The sequence below is a fragment of the Mesorhizobium sp. M6A.T.Cr.TU.017.01.1.1 genome (assembly GCF_004023115.1).
In the GTDB taxonomy this organism is placed as follows: Bacteria; Pseudomonadota; Alphaproteobacteria; order Rhizobiales; family Rhizobiaceae; genus Mesorhizobium; species Mesorhizobium mediterraneum.
This window is the reverse complement of sequence record NZ_RZTA01000030.1, coordinates 25,991-46,295: the sequence shown is the minus strand read 5'-3', so window position 1 is coordinate 46,295 and position 20,305 is coordinate 25,991. Positions and strand designations below refer to the sequence as shown.

Sequence of the window (20,305 nt, the reverse complement as noted above, 5' to 3'; positions counted from 1 at the left end):
AAAAGCTACCCTACCCACTTCTCGTAGTCGGACACCAAGAGGTGCAGCGGCGCGACATCCTCGTCGATGTCTGCGAAGCGGCCGATCGGTTCGCGGAAGACATTGTCGGTAAGATCGTCGTTGACGGTCGACACCTCGCCGATCAGCACATCCTTGCCCTCGGCCCAGAAGGCGTGCCAGACGCCCGGCAGAAGCGTGACGCTCTGGCCTGGGTCGAGCTTCAGGAGCCCGCCCGCCGGCAGCCTGTGGATGGTTCCGTCGACAGGCACCGATACCTCGGCCTTCGGATCAATGCCGCCATCGCGATCATGCATGAACAGTTCCAGCACCAGCCTGCCGCCACCACGGTTGATGATGTCTTCGGCCTTGATGTTGTGGCGGTGCATCGGCGACAGCTGATCCTTGCGCGAGATCATGATCTTTTCGGCATAGAGCATGCCCATGCCCTTCTTCATGTCCTCATAGCGGCCGTTGCGAACGGTGAACAGGAAGAGGCCGAGTTCGTTGAACTTGCCCTGGCCATAATCGGTGATGTCCCAGCCAAGCCGGGAGGAGAAGATGGCCGACGAATCCTGCCGACGCGCCTTCATCTCTTCCGGCGACCAATAGGCGAAGGGCGGCATGATGTAGCCGAACGAGCGGATGAAGGCATCGGCATCGCGGATGATGTCGTTGACGGTTGAACGTTTCATGATCGTGATCCTTCTTCAGGCGGGCCTACAGCGCATAACCGAACACCGCTCCGGTGTCGACGTAAAGCGCATGCTGGCCTCATGACATCCGGGCCGATCAAGGCCATAAGTCCAGGCAAATCCCCAGGGTGATAATCCATGCGCAGCATAGATGACCTCGATACACCGGCAATCCTGATCGACGCCGCCCGCGCCGAAGCCAACATCGCGCGGGCGCAGGCCCATGCCGACCGGCACGGTCTGAAGCTCAGGCCGCACATCAAGACCCACAAACTGCCTTACTGGGCAAAGAAGCAGATCGCAGCGGGTGCGGTCGGCATCACCTGCCAGAAGATCGGTGAGGCCGAGGTGATGGCCGATGCCGGCCTCACCGACATTTTTCTCCCTTACAACATTCTGGGCAAGGCCAAGCTGGAGCGCCTCAAGGCGCTGCACGGCCGTGTGACGCTGTCGGTGACATCAGACAGCATGGAAACGCTCGGGGGTCTCGCCGCCACCTTCACCGATCCAGGCCAGCCGCTACAGGTGCTGGTGGAATGCGATACCGGCATGGGCCGCTGCGGCGTCCAGTCGGCCAGCGAGGCGGTCGCATTGGCCAGAGAGATCGACAAGGCCAAGGGGCTCGCCTTCGGCGGGCTTATGACCTATCCCGCGGCAGGCCGCGCTGCCGAGGCTGAGGCATGGCTCGCCGATGCACGCCAGGCGCTCGCTGCATCCGGTCTTGCCTGCGAACGCATCTCCAGCGGCGGCACGCCGGATATGTGGCGCTCAAGCGAGGCTTCCGTCGTCACCGAGTACCGCCCCGGCACCTACATCTATCTCGACCGCTACCAGGTCGCCAAAGGCGTCGGAAGCCTCGACGATTGCGCGCTGACGGTGCTGTCGACGGTGGTCAGCCATCCGACGCCGACACGGGCCATCCTCGATGCCGGCAGCAAAGCCTTGTCCAGCGACACACTGGGGCTGCCTGATTTCGGCGAATTGCTCGGCGTTCCGGGCGCCACCGTCACCGGCCTCAGCGAGGAGCACGGCAACATCACGCTTTCCGGCGACGCCAGGCTGCGTATCGGCGAGCGCGTGCGCGTCGTGCCCGACCATTGCTGTGTGGTCACCAACCTGTTCGACGAGGTGCATCTGGTCGACGGAGAACGGGTGCTGGAGACGCTGCCGGTGGCGGCACGCGGCCGCATGAGCTGAGATCGAGGCCGTTCGGACCGAACGACCGTTTGGATCAGGGTTGGACAAGCGGACCCAGCGCAGCCCTCAGCGGATCGAGGGCATCGCCGTACAGTTTCCAGCGCTCGACCGAGGACGAATAGATCGGCTGGCGTACCTGCCAGCGGCTCGGCGTGCGCACCGTGCGCTCGGTTTCGTGGAAACGAAGACACGCATCGTCCCATTCGACGGCAAGGAATCCGATCAATCCGCGGGCTTGGGTCTCGAAATCAGCCACCGTTTTTTCGTAGGGCATGTCATGGATGGCAAGCGGCACGACCTTGGCCCAATGGCGCATCAGGCGATCATATTGCCGGTAATACTGCCCAAGCTTGGTCAGATCGGCATTGTAGCCGTGGGTATCGGAGAAATTGTGCATGAAACAGGACGTGCAATTGTCCATCGGGTCACGCCTGCAGTGGACGATGCGGGCATTCGGCAAAATCAGGCTGATGAAAGCCAGCAGCTCGAAATTATGCGGCATCTTGTCGACGACACACGCCGCCTTGCCGTTGCGCTTGTTGAGATGGTCGAGATATTTCGAGCCAAGCTCCCTCGCCTTCGCCGGTGTGAGCGCCGCCATGGCCTTGGCGAAAATCGCCGGATCAAGCTGGTCGAATCCAAGTTCGCCGGCCAATGAACGGATGGTCGGCAGTTCACCGGCACCATGGATATCGTGATGGCTGGCGCATATTTGCTCGGTCAACGTCGTTCCTGAACGTGGCATACCGACAATGAAGACCGGCCGTTCGGACGGATTGCCGAATTTTGGCCGCGCTTCGAAAAAACCGGCGTCGAAAGTCTCGATGAAACTGTCATAGAGCCGCGTGTGCAGGGCAATGTCGAAATCATTGCCGGAGATTGCCTTGGCCCGGGCGAAATGGTGGATAGCCAGGCGATACTCGCGCTGGTCGTTGAGGATTTTTCCGGCGGCGTGATGCAGGATAACCCGCTCGCGATCGGTGGTCATCGGCAGTTCGAGGCGGCCCCGCACCAAAGCCAGAGCTGGATCGCCCTTGACGGCCCGACGCGCGAGCGCCAGCCCGGACAGCGCCTCGACATTCGCCTTGTCGATGGCGATGGCGCGGCCAAAGCATTCGACCGCCTCGGCTTGCCGGCCCATGTCGGTGAGCAACTCGCCCATGCCGACAAGCGCTGTCAGCGACTGGCCGTCGACCGCCAGTGCACGGCGATAGAAACCCTCGGCGATGTCGCCCTCGAGCTGGCTCCGGTAGGATTTGCCGAGATTGCATAAGGCCTCGACAAGCCGCCCGTCGAGCTCGATCGCTTTTTTCAGCTGTTTGCGCGCCTGCTCGATGTTGCCGACCAGGTTGTAGGCGTTGCCGAGATTGTTGCGGAAAATGGCGTTGCCCGGTTCGAGCTTGACCGCACGCTTCATAAAGTCGATGGCCGTCTCAATTCGTTGGGCCTCGATCGCCAGCGTACCCATCAGATTGAGCGCCATGGCATTTTTGGGCTGCCGGCGAAGCACGGTCTGATAGCAGAACTCGGCTTCGCGAAAGCGCTTACGGCGCTGCAGGTCGATACCGCGCTGCAACGTCTCCGGCGCCGACTCGCCGGCGGCCGGGAGAAAGTCCTGGACCATGGCCGGTAGACCGACAGGCTGCCGGCGTGGCAAGAGCGGCATGCTTCACCCCCAATCGCCTGCAACGGCAGTCAGCCTTCAGCAAGAATTCGAAGCAATCAGAATTTGAATGTAACGCCGAGCTGCAGATTGTGGGAATTCAACTTCCCGTCCGAGAATACAGCATCGCCTTCGCGGGAGGAATCGAAGTCGACGGCGGAGACGGCCTTGAACCTGTAGCCGAAATCGAGGTCGATATTCTGCGCCAGCGCGTAAGTGACGCCGGCTCCCACCTGGCCGGCAAAACCCCACCCACCAGATCCGTATCCATATTCGTGACCGCCCCAGGTTGTGTCGGCGGTCACATAGGCGGCGCCGATGCCGCCGCCGACATAGAGCTTGGCATCTCCAAAATGAGCAACGTCGGCCCAGACGTTAGCGAGCAGATAGGTGGCGGACAAATCGCCGTCAGCCGGATACCCGTGAAAGATACCCTCGTCATACGTACTCGCCTTGTATCGCGCATAGGACAGTTCGCCTTCGACGCGGAACACATCGTTGAGCCGCTTACCGACGACGCCGCCGATCACGAAGCCGGTGTCGAAGTCCATCGAAAAGTCATTGTTGTAGGTGTCGGAATGCGTTTTCACGTCATTCGGAAAGCTGGCGCCACCAAACAGTGTGACATACCAGAGATCCTGGGCCGCCGGAACTTCGACCGCCGCGTCGGCGGCATTGGCTGAGTTCCAGCCAAGCGTCAAGGCTATTGCGGAGACACCGGCAAGCAGACGCACTTTCATCGACAAAATCCCCCACGACAATTAACAGGCAAATATAATGCATCACTTCCGGTGCATGGCTTAGCTGTCAACAGTGAAAACGGGGTGGGATCGAGGTTATAGAGATCGCTGTTGCAGCATTGCAACATGCCTACTTCGGCCAGTCACAGACAATGTTGACGGCAGACACGTGGTTGTCGGCGAATTAGAGTGAAATGACGGCCAAGTCAGGCGCCTCTAATGGTGTTTATCGGCCTGCCGGGCCGCAACGCGGCGCATGGAAATGACACGGCGACGTCGGATTTCCGTGCGCATCGCCATCAGATGCAGCGCGAAGAACAGCACGGTAAAACCCAGAGCCATCACCAGCAACGGCCGCAACAGGCTGGGATCGATGGTCGGCCCGCCGAGCCGGAACACCGAAGCCGGCTGATGCAGCGTGTTCCACCAGTCGACCGAGAATTTGATGATCGGGATGTTGATGAAGCCGACCAGGGTGATGATTGCGGCGGCCCAGGCGGCGCGCGCCGCATCGTCGAGTGCCCGCGTCAGCGCGATGATGCCGAGATACATCAGAAACAGCACGAAGACCGAGGTCAGCCGCGCATCCCACACCCACCAGGTGCCCCACATCGGCTTGCCCCAGATCGAACCGGTGATCAGCGCGAGCGCTGTAAAGACGGCGCCGATGGGTGCCGCCGACTTCAGCGCGACATCGGCCAGCGGATGGCGCCATACCAGCGTGCCCAACGCGGAAACCGCCATCAGCGTGAAACACATCATGGCCAGCCAGGCGAAGGGCACATGGATATACATGATGCGCACGGTGATGCCTTGCTGGAAATCCTCCGGCGCCGTGAAGCTCATATAGAGTCCGGCGGTCAGGAGGAGTGTGGCGATGGTCGCCAGCCATGGCACTACCCTGTCGGCCAAACCGACAAAGCGCGTCGGGTTGGCGAAATCCATCCAGCCGCTGAGGCGTGAAGTCAGGTCACTCATGCGGCTTTACATAAACCGGCGACGCGTTTGGGGCAATCGAGCGGTGGTGTCGCAGGCGGGGCTTTCCCTTCTCCCACAGGTGGGAGAAGGGAAAGAACTCAGGCGGCCTCGTCCGTGATGGTCCGGCTGAGGCGGCGGACTTCCTCGTCGTTGAGCAAGCCGCCGGCGCGCAGCAGGCTGGCGAAGCGGCCATTGCGCATCGACAGTTCGGCGAAGCCACCCAGTTCGACCACCTTGCCCTTGTCCATGAACACGACCAGATCGGCATCGCGAACGGTGGTCAGGCGGTGGGCAATGATGAAGGTGGTGCGGCCGCGCCGCAATTCGTCAATCGCTTCCTTGACGCGGTCTTCCGTCTCGACATCGAGCGCGCTGGTCGCTTCGTCGAGCACCAGGATGGGCGAATCCTTCAGCACGGCGCGTGCGATCGCGATACGCTGGCGCTCGCCGCCCGAAAGCTGTCCGCCGCGTTCGCCGACGACCGTGTCATAGCCATTGCTCTTCGACAGGATGAAATCCTGCGCGGCAGCGGCATTGGCGGCAGCGTGAACCTCATCATAGGTCGCCTCGGCGCGCCCGACGCGGATATTGTCCTCGATCGAGCGGTTGAGCAGGCCCGCATCCTGGAACACCGTGGCGATCGAGTGGCGCAGCGACTTGCGGGTCACCGTGCGGGTGTCGATGCCATCGATCAGGATGCGGCCGCTGGACGGCGCAAAGACGCGCTGCAAAAGATTTATGAGCGTGGTCTTGCCTGCGCCCGTCGGACCGACGATGGCCACGGTCTGGCCGGCGTGAACTTCGAACGATACGTCGTTCACGCCCTGGCCCGAATTGGCGAATTCGAAGCTGACGTTTTCAAAACGCACATGACCAGTGACGTTGCCGAGGTCACGCAACCCGTCCGGCTCGGCGGCGTCGGCCGCGGAGTCCTCAAGGCGATAAAATTCCTCGAGCTTGGCCCTGGCTTCCGAAATCTGATTGGCGAAGGCCGACATCTGGTCGAGCCGGGCAATCAGCAGCGTGGCAAAGCCGGTAAAGGCTATGACGTCACCGATACGCAATTGGCCATGCATGACCAGATAGGAGCCGATCAACAGCACGACCATCATCGAAATGGTCGACGACAGGCGATGCAGGGCGTTGGCCAATGCCCACCAGTCAAGCACAGGATATTGGGCATCAAGCAGATTCTTGACATAACGCTTCAAGGCGTCGGTTTCGTGGCCGATGCGATTGTAGCTCTGCAGCACGGCGACATTGCTGACCGAGTCGCTCACATGCGCGAACACCTTGTGAAAGTGCCGCTCCACGGACGCTTGGCCTTCCTTGGTACGACGCATCACCAGCCGCCCGATTCCGACGTAGAGCGCACCCAGCGCCAGCAGGACCATCGACATGCGAATATCCATGCTGATCGCCGTCGGCACCAGCAGAACCAGCGCGACAACAGTGGACAAATGCTGCCTCATGAACTCGAGCCAGAGGCTGAACAAGGTCTCGACCGCGCGCAGAAGCGTATGCAGGGAATTGGAGGTGCCGCGCTGATGATGCCAAGCAAGCGGCATGGTGATCACGCGCTCGAATGACTGGCAAAGGACCTCGCTGCGCCGTGCATGGGCAAAGCGGTCCGCGCCGCGCGCCACCAGAACGAAGGCGACGACGTTGAAGACGCCGATACCGGCCCACACGCCGAGCGTCGAAAAGACCGAGCCGCCGTCCGAAATAGCATCGATCACCCGTCCGAACATGATCGGCTCAAGGATGGCGATAATGGCAAGCGCGATGTTCGCCCCGCAGATAAACGCCACGCGTTTCCTGTCGGCAGCGAGATAACCGAGCGCTCTCCAGTAGATTTGCAGAAGGGACACTTCAGCTACTCCGGCAAATTGTTATTGTGCACTGCATCATTTTCTGACTCGTACCCGTTGACGTGTCGCGAAACAATGCTCGTGTACCCCTTCAGTTCCCAATTCGCGAACAAAAGATGGCGACGCTGCGAAATCTGTCGTGATCACCTAACAGTTTGAGAAAAAAGGTAAAATGTCAGCCTTACGGCAAAATCATGGCAGGCCGCAAGCACTGCCGCAATTTTAATCAGCAAATGGTTATGTATGAGTTTCTAAAGCCTGCATCGGCTTTTCGGAAAGCTGACGCGCGGTAGAATTGCTAGAACATCCTTAAACAACGCGCGTCCCCAAGATGTGTAAAGACGCTCCAAATCCTTGAAACTACGCCGGTATCCTGACGACCACTTCGGCCTTGTCGCCGGCTTTCGGTTCGAAAGACGAAGCCTTCGTCTTTTTACCATCTATCTCAAGAGAGATGGCTTTGACCTTGGCGTCACGGACAACGCGAACCCTGAGCTCGGCCCCAAGCACCTTGAGGGTTGCCGCATAACCCTCCCAATGGCTGGGGAGTTTCGGCTTGAACTGGATGCGCGCTCCCCTGCGCTCAATGCCGAGGATGCCTTCGACCGCCGCGCGATAAAGCCAGCCGGCCGAGCCGGTATACCAGGTCCAGCCGCCGCGGCCGCCCTTGCCTTGCCCGGCATAGACATCGGCGGCGACCACGTAAGGCTCGACGCGGTAATGCTCGGCAGCGGCCTCGTCGAGCGCGTGGTTGACCGGGTTGAGCATCGAGAAACAACGGTAGGCATCATCGGTGCGCCCCATTTCGGCGAGCGCAATGACGAACCATGACGCCGCATGGGTGTACTGGCCACCGTTTTCACGGACACCCGGCGGGTAGCTCTTGATGTAGCCCGGGTCCTTTTCCGTCTTGGAGAAGGGCGGGGTGAAAAGCTTGACGATCTTGAGCTCGTCGTCGACAAGCATCTTCATCGCCTGCTGCATCGCCGTCGTCGACCGCGCTGGATCGCCCTCGCCCGACAGCACACTCCACGACTGGGCAATCGAGTCGATCTTGCACTCCTGTGAACCGCGCGACCCCAGCGGCGTGCCGTCGTCGAAGCTGCCACGACGATACCATTCACCATCCCAGGCCGTGCTTTCCAGCGCTCGCTTCAGCACGTCGGCGTGTTTTGTCCAGGCTTGCGCGCGCTTGGTGTCGCCTTCCGACTTGGCGACAGGCGCAAAGTCGCCCAGCGTCTTCAGCAGGAACCAGCCCAGCCAGACGCTCTCGCCCTTGCCGTGCTCGCCGACACGGTTCATGCCGTCGTTCCAGTCGCCACCGAGGATCAGCGGCAGTCCGGCGGGGCTGCTGCGCTTGATGGCAAGGTCGAGTGCACGCGCGCAATGATCATAGAGTGAAGCGGTCTTCTTCGATATCTCCGGGGTGAAGAAGGCATCATGCTCGCCTTCTTCCAGCGGCGGCCCGTCGATGAAGGGCAATTGTTCCCTGAGGATCGCGGTGTCGCCGGTCACCAGCAAGTAGCGTGCCGTGGCATGGGCGAGCCAGACCACGTCGTCGGAAATCATAGTGCGGACGCCTGCCTCGGTGCGCGGCAGCCACCAGTGCTGCACATCGCCTTCGGGGAATTGCCGCCGCGCCGCGTTGAGTATCTGGTCGCGCGCCAGTTTCGGATCATGGACAAGCAGGGCCAGCGTGTCCTGCAACTGATCACGGAAGCCAAAGGCGCCGCTCGCCTGGTAAAAGGCGGAGCGGGCGCGGATGCGGCAGGCAAGGCTCTGATAGGGCAGCCAGTGGTTGACCATGGCGTCGAGCGCCTTGTCCGGCGTCTCGACCTGGATGGTGTCGAGAAACCCTCGCCACGTGCGTTCATTGTCAGCCAGCCGCTGATCGAAATCTTTGCTGCTATGGTGCTGCACCAGGGCGCTGGCTTCCTCGGCAGAAGCTGCATCGCCGAGCAGCCAGAGCAGCGTCACGTCGCCGCCGGCAGGGATGTCGATGTCGCGCGCAATTGCAGCACAAGGATCATCGCCGGCCTCGACGCGGCCCGATAGGCTGGCGCCGTTGAGCACGGCATGCGGAAGTTCGCTGGTGCCGTGCCGGCCGATGAACTCACCGCGGTCGGCCGTCACCGAATGAGCCGCGCTGTCGGCGGCCAGGAAGGCGACCCGCTCGCTGAAGTCGAGTCCGTAGGGATTTTGCGCCAGCAACGCGCCCGTCTCAGCATCCCTGGACGGAACGATGGTCGCCGCCGTGCGCGAACGATGGCTGCCAAGGACCCATTCCGCATAGGCATAGACGCGCAGGCGCGCCGGCACCGAACCGGAATTCTGGATTCGCAATCGGGAGACTTTCACCGGATCGACAGGATCGACCACATGGGTAAGATCCATCGACAGCGGCCCGCGCGTCGAACGGAAGGTCGAAAAACCCTGCCCGTGCCATGTTTCGTAGGTCATGGCAGGATCGCGCACCACGGCGGCCAACGGCGAGAACGCCCGGCCGCTGGCATGATCGTAAATATAGATGCCCTCGCCGGGCCGGTTGGTGACCGGGTCGTTCGCCCACGGCGTCAGTTGATAATCGCGGCTGTTTCGGCTCCAGGTGAATGCAGCGCCTTCAGCCGAAACATGGAAACCGAACGAGGTGTTGGAAATGACGTTGATCCAGGGCTGCGGCGTCGTGAGCCGCCCTGCAAGGCGCACGACATAGTGGCGTCCGTCGCCCTCGAAACCGCCAAAACCGTTCCACTGGCTGAGCCCGCTGCCGTCGGCACGGCCTTCGATCGAGGCTTGGGCAGCCCACGCCTGCGGGGCCGGCGAAGACGGTTCACGAAGCGCTGCTGCATCCGCCGGTTGCAAGGCGTCCCGCGCTTGCAGCGCAGCGGCCTCGGCGCGCTCGATTTGATCGAAGATGGTGCCGTTGCGCGTGTGCAGGACGACGCGGGCGACGGCGAGCAGCGTCTTGTAGGTCGTCTCGTCCATCAGGTCGCGGCGCACCGCGAAGATGTGCTGGCGGGGTCCAAGCTCCTTGCCGCGCAGGCGGCTGTTTTCGCACAGCGTCTCGACCGCCCGTTGCAGGTCCTGCACGTAGGATGAAGCCTGCTCGTTGACGACGACAAAGTCGATCATCATGCCGCGGGCGCGCATATATTCCTGGAAGCGGAGCGCCTGGGCGACGATTTCGAGGTCGGCGACATCGCCGATCCTGACCAGGAAAATCGGAAAATCGCCGGATATGCTGGTCGGCCACAGGCCGGACTGCTTACCGAGCCCGGAAGCGATCGATTCGGCCGGAAGGCGCAGGAACGGATCAGGATAGATCAGATAGCGCGCCAGATTCTGCACATTGGCGGCATCGGCAAGGCTGAGACCGAGATGACGGGTCTGCACCTGCGAGCGGGTCCAGGCGAGCATCGCCTGGCGGGCGAAGGCTTCCGGATGATCGAGCCGCGCAATGGCGTCTTCGAGTTCGGCACGGTTGGCGCCAACGGCAGTCCAGAAGGTCAGCGAGATCTTCTTGTTGGCCGGCACGCGCACCTGTCGGCGAAGCGCTGCGACCGGATCCAGCGTGAAGCCAGAATGGCCGCCAAGCTTGGCGCCGAGATCGAAGGCGGCAGCCTCGACGATGGTGCGGCCGCGGCCGATGAAGGCGCGCCGGTCGGTTTCGGCCTCGGCGTCGCGCGTCGACCCAGACGGGTCGGTGACGAAATGCGCCAGGGTGACGTCAGGCTCGTCCGTTTCCCGCTTGCGTCTTGTGGCGAAGATCGCCCCGTTATTCGCAGCGATTTCGGTTTCCACGAACATTTTCGAGAAGGCCGGATGCGCGTTATCGGATGCCTCTGAGCCCAGCACCAGTTCGGCAAAGGAGGTCACCTCGATATGCCGGTCGACCGGGCCGTCATTGTAAAGCGTCACCCGCCGGCCTTCGCCGTTTCCTTCCGAGATGACGATGCATTCGACCTCCGAACGCAGTGATCCCACCGATTTGACAAAGCTCGCCTTGTCATCCGAAAAAAGCGTCTGCACCTCTTCGCCGGTGGCACGCTTCGGCTCGGCGGTGGCCGACCACCAGTCGCCGGTGCCGGCGTCGCGCAGGAAGATATAAGAGCCAAGCCGATCCTCGGTCGGGTCCGGCTGCCAGCGCGTGATCGCAAGCTCGCCCCAGCGGCTATAGCCAGAGCCGGTCGCGGTGACCATGACCGAGTAGCGGCCATTGGACATGACGCTGGTCGAACGCAGCGCCTTGAGCGGGTTGAGCACGATGCGCGTATCGGGGCTCTCGACTTCCGTTTCGTCCTTCGACCGTTCGTCGGCCTCGGTCCTGACGGTGGCGGTCGGGATGTCGCGCGGCGCCCTTTCCTGCAGCAGCAACTCGGCCGACTCGATCACCGGATCGCTGTGGAAGCGATCGCGCAGGCGTCCTTCGAAGATAGCGTCGGCAACGGCGGCGATCGACATGCCGGAATGGTGGGCCATGTAGTTCAGCACGACGACATGATCGGTGCCCTCCGGCACGCGCTGCGGCGTGAAATCGACCGCATCGTAGAAGCCGTGCCGGCCAAGGGCGCCGAGCTGCCTCAGCCTGGCCAGGTTCTGCACCGATTCACGCGGGGTGAACTGCGCCGCCAGCACGGTCGCATAAGGCGCAATCACCGTGTTCTGGCCAAGACCTCGCTTCAGGCCGAGCCCAGGCACGCCGAAATTGGTGTACTGGTAGGTCAGCTCGCGGTCGCGGGCGTTGTAGGCCGCTTCCGAAATCCCCCAGGGCACGTTCTTCGAGCGGCCGTACTGGATCTGGCGCTTGATGATGAGCTTGCTGGTCTGGTTGAGGATCGAGCCTTGCGGCTCCTTCATCACCAGCGGCGGCATCAGATACTCGAACATCGAGCCGGACCAGGACATCAGCGCGCCCTTGAACCCGATCTCGACGATCGGCCGGCCGAGGTGGAACCAGTGCTCGGTCGGCAGATCGCCCTTGGCGATGGCGAACAGGCTGGTCAGCCGCGCCTCGGAAGCCAGGAGGTCGTAGCAGCTTTCGTCGAGCTGATGCTCCTCGACCCGATAGCCGATCGACAGGAGCTTGCGCTCCTTCCGCATGAGGAAGGAGAAATCCATCTCGAAGGCGAAGCGGCGCGTGCGCTCGCGCAACGAAAGAAGCTTGGCCCGCAAGGCTTCGACGGCATTGTCGTCGCTATGCGCGTCATGAACATGCGCCTCGCAGGTGGCTTCCAGCCTTGCCGCCCAGTCGGCGATGGTGTCGCTCTGTGTCGATGCGGCCTCGGTATGGATAGCGATGGCGAGCTTGCGGATCTCGCCGGCCAGAACGGCCAGGTTGATGGTGCGGATCGATGCCATCTCGGGCTGTGCCTTGATCGATTCGACCGCCCGCCGCATGCCGTCGAGGCGATCGGCGAGCCGTTGGCGCAACGGCCGCAACTGACGGCGGTCGTCAGGCAACTCCGCCAGGCTTTCGTCGAGGATCGTCACCGTATCGAGGATACCTTCGAAATCGCCCTGAAGGTGGACCGCAGGCGCTTCCGCCCATTCGGCGCAGGCTGCTGCCACCGCCACCAGATGGCCGGCGAGATTGCCGCTATCGACGGCGGAAATGTAGAGCGGATAGAGCGGCTTCAGCGTCGTCGTGTCATACCAGTTGAAGAGATGGCCGCGTTCACGCGGCATGCTCTCGATGGTCGACATCGTGGCGTCGATGCGGGTGGTGGCGTCGGATAGGCTTATCCAGCCGAAATCGCGCGCCGAAATCACCGACAGGAGATAAACCCCGATATTGGTCGGCGAGGTGCGGGGCGCAACGACGGGCGCCGGACTTTCCTGGAAATTGTCGGGCGGCAGATTGTGATGCTCGGCCGTCACGAAAGTCTCGAAATAATGCCATGTGCGCCGCGCGACCGTGCGCAGCGCATGGATGTCGGCCGCCGATATGCGCAAGCGATCCTCGGTTTCGGCCGAGCGGCTGATCCAGAAGGCGAAGGCCGGCGAGCCGATCCAGAACAGCGCGAAGAAGAAAGCGACGAAAGCTCCGGTGGAATCGGCCAGAACGGGGATCGCAAGGCCGACGACGCCGATAATCACCGCGCCATACATCATGCCGTAATAGGAGCCGAGATCATTGTCGCCGTTCTTGTGCGCCTGCGAGGCCGTGCGCCATTCGAGCAGGTTCTGCCGACTGACGAACAAGCGGTAGAGCGTGCGAATGATAGCGTCGCCCATCATCCAGGCCAGATGCGCCATCAGCACGATCTTCAGAGCCACCAGGGCGGTGCCGAAGACAACATCGCGTGCCAGTGCCGAGAAATGGCCGCGCGGTGTCTGGTCGCCGCTTTTCGGCAGGATGGCGTGGATGATGTCGAACGTTGGCGCCATGAACAATGTGAGGATCAGCAGCGCCTGCCATTGCGCGGCCTGTGTGAAGGGCAGCAGCGTCCAGCCGGCGATCGCCGCCATCACCCAGAAGATCGGCGTCAGCGAGCGGCGCAGATTGTCGACCATCTTCCAGCGCGACAGCGCCGGCACGCCAGAGCGCGGATCGAGAAGAAAGCCCAGAAGCTGCCAGTCGCCGCGTGCCCAACGATGGTGGCGCGATGCGTCGACCGAATAGCGGGTCGGATAGTCCTCGACCAGTTCGACGTCCGTGACCAGCGCCGCGCGGGCCAATGCCCCTTCGAGCAGATCGTGGCTGAGGATGGTGTTTTCGTCGATGCGGCCCTTCAGCGCCGCTTCGAAGGCGTCGACATGATAGAGGCCCTTGCCGGTGAAGGAGCCGTCGCCGAAGACATCCTGGTAGATGTCCGAGACGGCAAAGACGTAAGGATCGAGGCCGCGATTGGCGGAAAAGACCCGCTGGAAGAAGGATGCGTCGTCGCCGCTGGTCAATGATGCGGTGATGCGCGGCTGCAGGATGGTGTAGCCGGCGGTGACAAGGCGCTTTGTGACATCGAAATGCGGGCGGTTGAGCGGATGGCAAAGCTTGCCAACCAAACTGGCGACGGCATCGCGGGTGGTGCGTGTGTCGGCGTCCAACGTCATCACATGGATGACGTTTTCCGGCAACGGCACATCCAGCGGCAGGAAGGTGGTGTCGCTGTCACCGCGCAGCAGAAGATTCAGTTCGTGCAGCTTGCCGCGCTTGCGTTCCCAGCCCATCCAGGCGCCCTGGGATTCATTGTAGAGCCGCCGGCGGTGCAGGACGTAGAAACGCGGCGCGCCTTCGCTGGGATAGCGGGCGTTCAGCCGCGCGATCTCGTCGCGAGCATATTGGAGGATCTCAATATCCGCGGCATCGATTTCGGTCTTCGAGTCCGGCCAGTCCGAAAGCAGAGCAAAATGGATTTCGTCCGCCGTGTTGGCCAGGTGGTGCACTTCGATGTTGCGGATGTTTTCCTCAACGTCGTCGCGCGAGCCGATCAGCGACGGCACCACCACCAGCGTGCGGGCCTCGGGCGGCATGCCGCGTCTGTAGTCGTAGCCGACGAGGCGCGTTGGCTTGAGGAACAACGATACGACGGTGTTGAAGAAGGCAAGCGCGCCTTCGCTGGCTGGCACGGCAAACAGCGCCAGCATCAAGGCGATCGACGGCACGGACAGGCCGAGATTGGCAAGGGCATTGCCGGAGACGAGCAGAAGCAGGACGGTCAGCGCGAACACCGGCACAACAATGCCCAGCCATCCGGTTTTGCGGAACGCCCGTTTGGTCGTGACGCTGACGGTCGGCCGATAGCCGATCGCCTTTTCCAGTTCCAGCCGGCGCGGGCCGACCAGGAAGAACCCGACGTCGGTGTGAGCGGTCGGACCGGTGCCGGTAGTATCGACGACAGCGGCATGGCCGGCAAGTTCGATCGCCTTTTCGGCGACGCGGAATTCTGAACGATCGGAGCGGCGCGCCAATTCCTCGATCGCGGTCCGGTACTGGTCGCGCGAGAAGAAATCGAGCGCGGCGAAATCGGTGCGCTCGCGCAGCAAGGTGTCGATGCGGCTGACGCCTTCGAACCAAACCGTCCAGTCGATATCGTTGATGAGTCTGAGGCCGCGGATGATGTTACCGGTGGTTACATTGCCACCAGACAGCGTGCGATGCTCGCTGATGATGATTTCCTCGGCATCGGAGCCGGACTCTTCAAGCTCGCCCTCCAGCCATTCCAGCGCCCTGCCGGCATTCTGCGACCCGTCGCGCAGGCGGTAGAGCAGTTGGGTGGCGAAGGTGGTGTCCTGCGCATGGGCTACGTAGTTCGACAGGATCGCCTGACGGTCGGCGTTGTCGTCGATCGCCAGCACGCGATCGGCAACCTCGTTGGCAATTTGGCGCATCTGCCGGGTACGATTGACCCGGACCGCGATCCGGCGAAGATTTTCGATCAGAACGAAGCGCAGCAGCGATGGCAGCGCCCAGAGTTCGCCGATTTTCAGCGGCTCGACGGACTGAAAGCCTTCGACGATCGCCTTGAACATGGTCGCCGAGACGGAACTGTCCGAATGGGCGACGTACGTCCAGGCCAGCGCAAGGGCGCGCGGCACGCTGGCGCCGTCGGACAGCTTCAGGGTCGGCAACTGCCGATAGAAACGGCGCGGCAGGTCGCGTTTGACCTGGAAGATGGTTTCCTCGACCAGATAGTTGTTGTCGAGCAGCCATTGCGCCGCCGGCGTGATCGTCTCGCCCCTCGCCTGCGCGGCATTGGTCGAGCGGTAGACTTCGAGGATCTTGCTGGCGCTGTCGCGGACGCGTGGCTGGAAATCGAACGGCTCCAGGCCGAACAGATCCTTGACGTCACCCTTGGCGAGGCTTGTACCCAGCGTGCGCAGGCGCTCTTCCGGCAGGAAATTGGAGCGTATCGGCTCTTCGGTGATGGCCGGGAAGCTCGCGCTCGTCTTTTCCATTTGGGTGGGGTTCGTCTGGATATTCATTGAAAATTCCGTATGGGGGACGCATAGCGGCGTCACCGCCACGGCAATGTCCCTAAAACCGATTCAAATGCAATTGGTTGCATCGAAACACGGGCCGAAAGTTTGTTTTCGCACCACAACTTTCAGACGTTCACCCCTTCGCTCCCGTCGGGACTTGATCGACGGAAGGATTCGGGCTTTTTCGTGATGTGGACTTGAGCTTACGGTATATTTCGTCGGTGCTGCGATCATGTTTCGAAACAGGCGTTAATCGTTTGCAGCAACGCGATCGATGCGGATCACGAACAGCGTCGCCGTTCGGGCAGGCTCCAGGCGCCGTTTCAGGGCGTCCGGACTGAGCAACAGCGTGTCGCGCGGTCCGATGCGGACAGGCGCCGCGCCGGCCATTGTGATCTCGCCGTCAAAACACAGGATGAGGGTCGCATCGGCCGCTGAGTGGATGTCCGTCGGGGCCGAAATCACCACGCGCTCGACAGTGTGGGTCATCCGTCCGCGCCGCGTCATGACGTTGAGATCGGTGATCGGGCCGGCGATCAGCGCCGCTTGCGTCGGTACATCGGCCGGAAAGGAAAGCGGGGCGGAAACCTTGGTCACCGTGGCCGCCGGGCGACCGGCGATATCAAGGATAATCCCCTCACCTTCCAGCACGGCCATGGTTCGGTCCACTCCGGCAAACGCGGAGAATGGCCCGCCGCTTTCGACGCGCGCCATTGAGACGCGCCAGTCGAAATCATCGAGCGCAGCACCTGCGGGCGAGACGGCGATCTCCGTCGTCACCCCGCCGCCGTTCTTCCAGGGCATAGACCGGTATTCGGCTGCCCGGAGGATGCGCAAGGCGCGGCTCAGCCGAGGATGCCTGGCAGCTTGAGTTGGTGCTCCCTGGCGCAGTCGATGGCGACGTCATAGCCGGCATCGGCGTGGCGCATGACACCGGTCGCCGGGTCGTTCCACAACACGCGCTCAAGGCGTTTGGCCGCTTCGCGTGTGCCGTCGGCGACGATGACCATGCCGGCATGTTGCGAAAAGCCCATGCCGACGCCGCCGCCATGATGCAGCGACACCCAGGTTGCGCCGGAGGCGGTGTTGAGCAACGCATTGAGCAGCGGCCAGTCGGATACGGCGTCCGAGCCATCCTTCATCGATTCCGTCTCGCGGTTCGGCGAGGCAACCGAGCCGGAATCGAGATGATCGCGGCCAATGACCACCGGCGCCTTGAGCTCGCCCTTCGCCACCATCTCGTTGAAGGCGAGGCCGAGCCGGTGGCGGTCGCCGAGACCGACCCAGCAGATGCGCGCCGGCAGGCCCTGGAAGGCGATGCGCTCGCGCGCCATGTCGAGCCAGTTGTGCAGATGGGTGTTGCCAGGTGTCAGCTCGCGGACCTTGGCATCGGTCTTGTAGATGTCCTCGGGATCGCCTGAGAGGGCTGCCCAGCGGAACGGGCCGATGCCGCGGCAAAACAGCGGTCGGATGTAGGCCGGCACGAAACCCGGGAAGGCAAAAGCGTTCTCGAGCCCTTCCTCCTTCGCCACCTGGCGGATATTGTTGCCATAGTCGAGCGTCGGCACGCCGGCGTTCCAGAACGCCACCATCGCCTCGACATGCTCGCGCATCGAAGCGCGCGCTGCCTTTTCGACCGCCTTCGGGTCGCTGGTGCGCTTCTCGCGCCATTCGGCGAGCGACCAGCCCTTGGGCAGATAGCCGTTGAGCGGATCATGCGCCGACGTCTGGTCGGTGACCAAGTCGGGGCGCACGCCGCGCCGCACCAGTTCCGGCACGATGTCGGCGGTGTTGCCGACCAGGCCGACCGATTTCGCCTCGCCGGCCCTGGTCCAGCGCTCGATCTTTTCCAGCGCCTCGTCGAGCGTGTCGGCGCGTTCGTCGACATAGCGGGTGCGCAGCCTGAAATCGATGCGGTCGGGATCGCATTCGACCGCCAGGCAGCAAGCGCCTGCCATGACCGCGGCCAGCGGCTGGGCGCCGCCCATGCCGCCGAGGCCGCCGGTCAGGATCCATTTGCCCCTGAGATTGCCGCCATAATGTTGGCGGCCGGCCTCGACGAAGGTCTCGTAGGTGCCCTGCACGATGCCTTGCGTGCCGATGTAAATCCACGAGCCGGCCGTCATCTGGCCGTACATCATCAGGCCCTTCTTATCGAGCTCGTTAAATTTCTCCCAGGTCGCCCAGTGCGGCACGAGGTTCGAATTGGCGATCAGCACGCGAGGCGCATCGGTGTGCGTCCGAAACACGCCGACCGGCTTGCCGGACTGCACCAGGAGCGTCTCGTCATCTCCAAGCGTCTTCAGAGAGGCGACGATGCGATCGAAATCGTTCCAGGTGCGCGCTGCCCGGCCAATGCCGCCATAGACGACCAGTTCGTTGGGGTTTTCGGCGACGTCGGGATCGAGATTGTTCATCAGCATGCGCAACGGCGCTTCCGTCAGCCATGAGCGGGCGTTGAGCTCGCTGCCGCGCGGGCTGCGGACTTCGCGGATGTTGTGGCGAGGATCGGTCATGGCGTCAGTCCCTTTCGAATGAGATGCGGCGTTGCGCGTTCAGCCGTGTGCCCAGACAATCGCGTTTTGGAGGATCTTTTTCAGCGTGACGCGGATCGGCGCGGCAAAATCGGCATCGTAGGATACCGGCCAATTGTCCGGCGCACCCTTGCCTTCGGGCTCGCGCATATAGCCGCGGTTGGACAGTTCCATCTGCAGCGCATGAACTCCGTTTTGCGGCTGGCCGAAATGGCGTGTGATCCAGCCGCCCTTGAAGCGGCCGTTGATGACAAAGGTCTCGCCGGTTTCGGCTAGGATCTGGCCGACCATTGCCTGCAAGGCCGGGTCGGCGCTTTTGCCGTCATTGGTGCCGAGATTGAACACCGGCAGCGTTCCCTCGAACAGGCGTGGCAGCACCGAGCGGATCGAGTGGCAGTCATAGAGGACGACCTTCTGGTGCAAGGCGCGCAGCCTGTCGATCTCGGCCTGCAAGGCGGCATGGTAAGGCACAAAGTATTTTTCGCGGCGCTCGTCGACCTCCAATGGTCCCGGCTCTTCCCCGGCGCGATAGAGCGGATCGCCATCGAAGGTCTCGGTCGGGCAGAGACCTGTCGTCGCCTTGCCGGGATAGAGTGAGGCGCCCGACGGGTCGCGATTGACGTCGATGACGGTGCGCGAGATCGCCGTGTGCACCACCGTCGCGCCGAGGCTTTCGGCGAAATCATAGAGCTTGTCGATCCACCAGTCGGCGTCGCGGCGGCCGAGCCAGGGCGACACCAGCCGGTTCTCAAGACCGGCGAGATCGATGCCGGTGTGCGGGATCGAGACCAGCAGGGGTGCCGTGCCCTGAGTGACTGTGAGCCAGGAGGATGACGTCATGAGAGATCTCCGCGGGTTGGAGTTCTACGGCGCCCCCCTCTGTCCTGCCGGACATCTCCCCCACTTGGGGGGAGATTGGCAGCTTTGGCGCCCCGCTCAACCCTGCAACCTTGGCGATTGGCGAAAGCCGGTGTGACATCCGATCTCCCCCCAAGTGGGGGAGATGTCCGGCAGGACAGAGAGGGGCGCGAAGGATCGCGACCTATCGAGGTGTGCGCTCTCATGACGCAATTCCCGGCAGCGCCACCTTGCCCGCCGCCTTCACTGCCGCGCCGCTGCGCACCATGGCGATGGCCTTTTCCATGTCGGGGTGAAAATGCCGGTCATTGTCGAGATGCGGCACCTCAGCCCTGACCAGCCTGCGCACTGCCTCGAGTGCTGCGCTCGACGCCAGCGGTGCATGAAAATCGCAACCTTGCGCGGCGGCCAGCAATTCGATGCCGATGACGGCCGTCGCATTCTCGACCATGCCGATCAGCCGGCGCGCGCCGTGTGCTGCCATCGAGACGTGGTCTTCCTGGTTGGCCGAGGTCGGGATCGAATCGACGCTAGCCGGATAGGCCTTCTGCTTGTTTTCCGAGACGAGTGCTGCCGCCGTCACCTGCGGGATCATGAAGCCGGAATTCAAACCGGGCTTCGGCGTCAGGAAAGCCGGCATGCCCGACAGTGCCGGATCGACCAGCATGGCAATGCGACGTTCCGACAGCGAGCCGATCTCGCAGACGGCGAGCGCGATCATGTCGGCGGCGAAGGCCACCGGCTCGGCGTGGAAATTGCCGCCGGAAAGTGCGGTGTCGTCCTCGGCGAAGATCAGCGGATTGTCGGTGACGCCGTTAGCCTCGGTACCCAGCGTCTCGGCGGCCTGGCGCAG

11 protein-coding genes are annotated in these 20,305 nt (G+C 62.6%); 1 reads left to right on the top strand and 10 read right to left on the bottom strand.

The features are described from left to right. Nucleotides 1-5: 5 nt before the first annotated feature. Nucleotides 6-692, bottom strand: a complete 687-nt coding sequence (locus EOB36_RS12405; protein WP_095485707.1) for a D-lyxose/D-mannose family sugar isomerase — start codon at nt 690-692, stop codon at nt 6-8. Between the two features lie 138 nt (nt 693-830). Here EOB36_RS12405 and EOB36_RS12400 point away from each other — a divergent pair, with 138 nt between their 5' ends. Further along, nucleotides 831-1,889, top strand: a complete 1,059-nt coding sequence (locus EOB36_RS12400) for a D-TA family PLP-dependent enzyme (protein WP_095485706.1) — start codon at nt 831-833, stop codon at nt 1,887-1,889. 34 nt (nt 1,890-1,923) lie between these two features. Here the strand turns inward: EOB36_RS12400 and EOB36_RS12395 are convergent, their stop codons facing one another. From EOB36_RS12395 to EOB36_RS35125, 9 genes are all read right to left on the bottom strand, one after another. Then, nucleotides 1,924-3,555: a sulfotransferase gene (locus tag EOB36_RS12395; protein ID WP_095485705.1), complete on the bottom strand. Its 1,632-nt coding sequence runs from the start codon at nt 3,553-3,555 to the stop codon at nt 1,924-1,926. A gap of 56 nt (nt 3,556-3,611) precedes the next feature. After that, on the bottom strand, nt 3,612-4,292 hold the full coding sequence (locus EOB36_RS12390; protein ID WP_095485704.1) for an outer membrane beta-barrel protein: 681 nt from the start codon (nt 4,290-4,292) through the stop codon (nt 3,612-3,614). Nucleotides 4,293-4,508: 216 nt separating this feature from the next. Next, nucleotides 4,509-5,270, bottom strand: a complete 762-nt coding sequence (locus EOB36_RS12385; protein ID WP_095485703.1) for a heme ABC transporter permease — start codon at nt 5,268-5,270, stop codon at nt 4,509-4,511. 98 nt (nt 5,271-5,368) lie between these two features. Beyond that, complete coding sequence (locus EOB36_RS12380; protein ID WP_095485702.1) at nt 5,369-7,141, bottom strand: glucan ABC transporter ATP-binding protein/ permease; 1,773 nt, start codon at nt 7,139-7,141, stop codon at nt 5,369-5,371. Nucleotides 7,142-7,501: 360 nt separating this feature from the next. Further along, nucleotides 7,502-16,063, bottom strand: coding sequence for a glucoamylase family protein (locus EOB36_RS12375; RefSeq protein WP_128284953.1), 8,562 nt, complete (start codon nt 16,061-16,063; stop codon nt 7,502-7,504). A 246-nt stretch (nt 16,064-16,309) separates the two neighbouring features. After that, nucleotides 16,310-16,897 (bottom strand): HutD family protein, encoded by a 588-nt coding sequence (locus tag EOB36_RS12370; RefSeq protein ID WP_128284952.1) that lies wholly within the window; start codon nt 16,895-16,897, stop codon nt 16,310-16,312. A gap of 8 nt (nt 16,898-16,905) precedes the next feature. Then, nucleotides 16,906-18,576, bottom strand: coding sequence for a urocanate hydratase (gene hutU / locus EOB36_RS12365; protein WP_126106957.1), 1,671 nt, complete (start codon nt 18,574-18,576; stop codon nt 16,906-16,908). A 39-nt stretch (nt 18,577-18,615) separates the two neighbouring features. After that, the gene (gene hutG, locus EOB36_RS12360) at nt 18,616-19,434 is read right to left on the bottom strand and encodes an N-formylglutamate deformylase (RefSeq protein ID WP_128284951.1); all 819 of its coding nucleotides are present in this window, start codon (nt 19,432-19,434) and stop codon (nt 18,616-18,618) included. 220 nt (nt 19,435-19,654) lie between these two features. Further along, a partial coding sequence (locus EOB36_RS35125; RefSeq protein ID WP_245467771.1) for an aromatic amino acid lyase occupies nt 19,655-20,305 on the bottom strand: 651 nt, incomplete at its 5' end.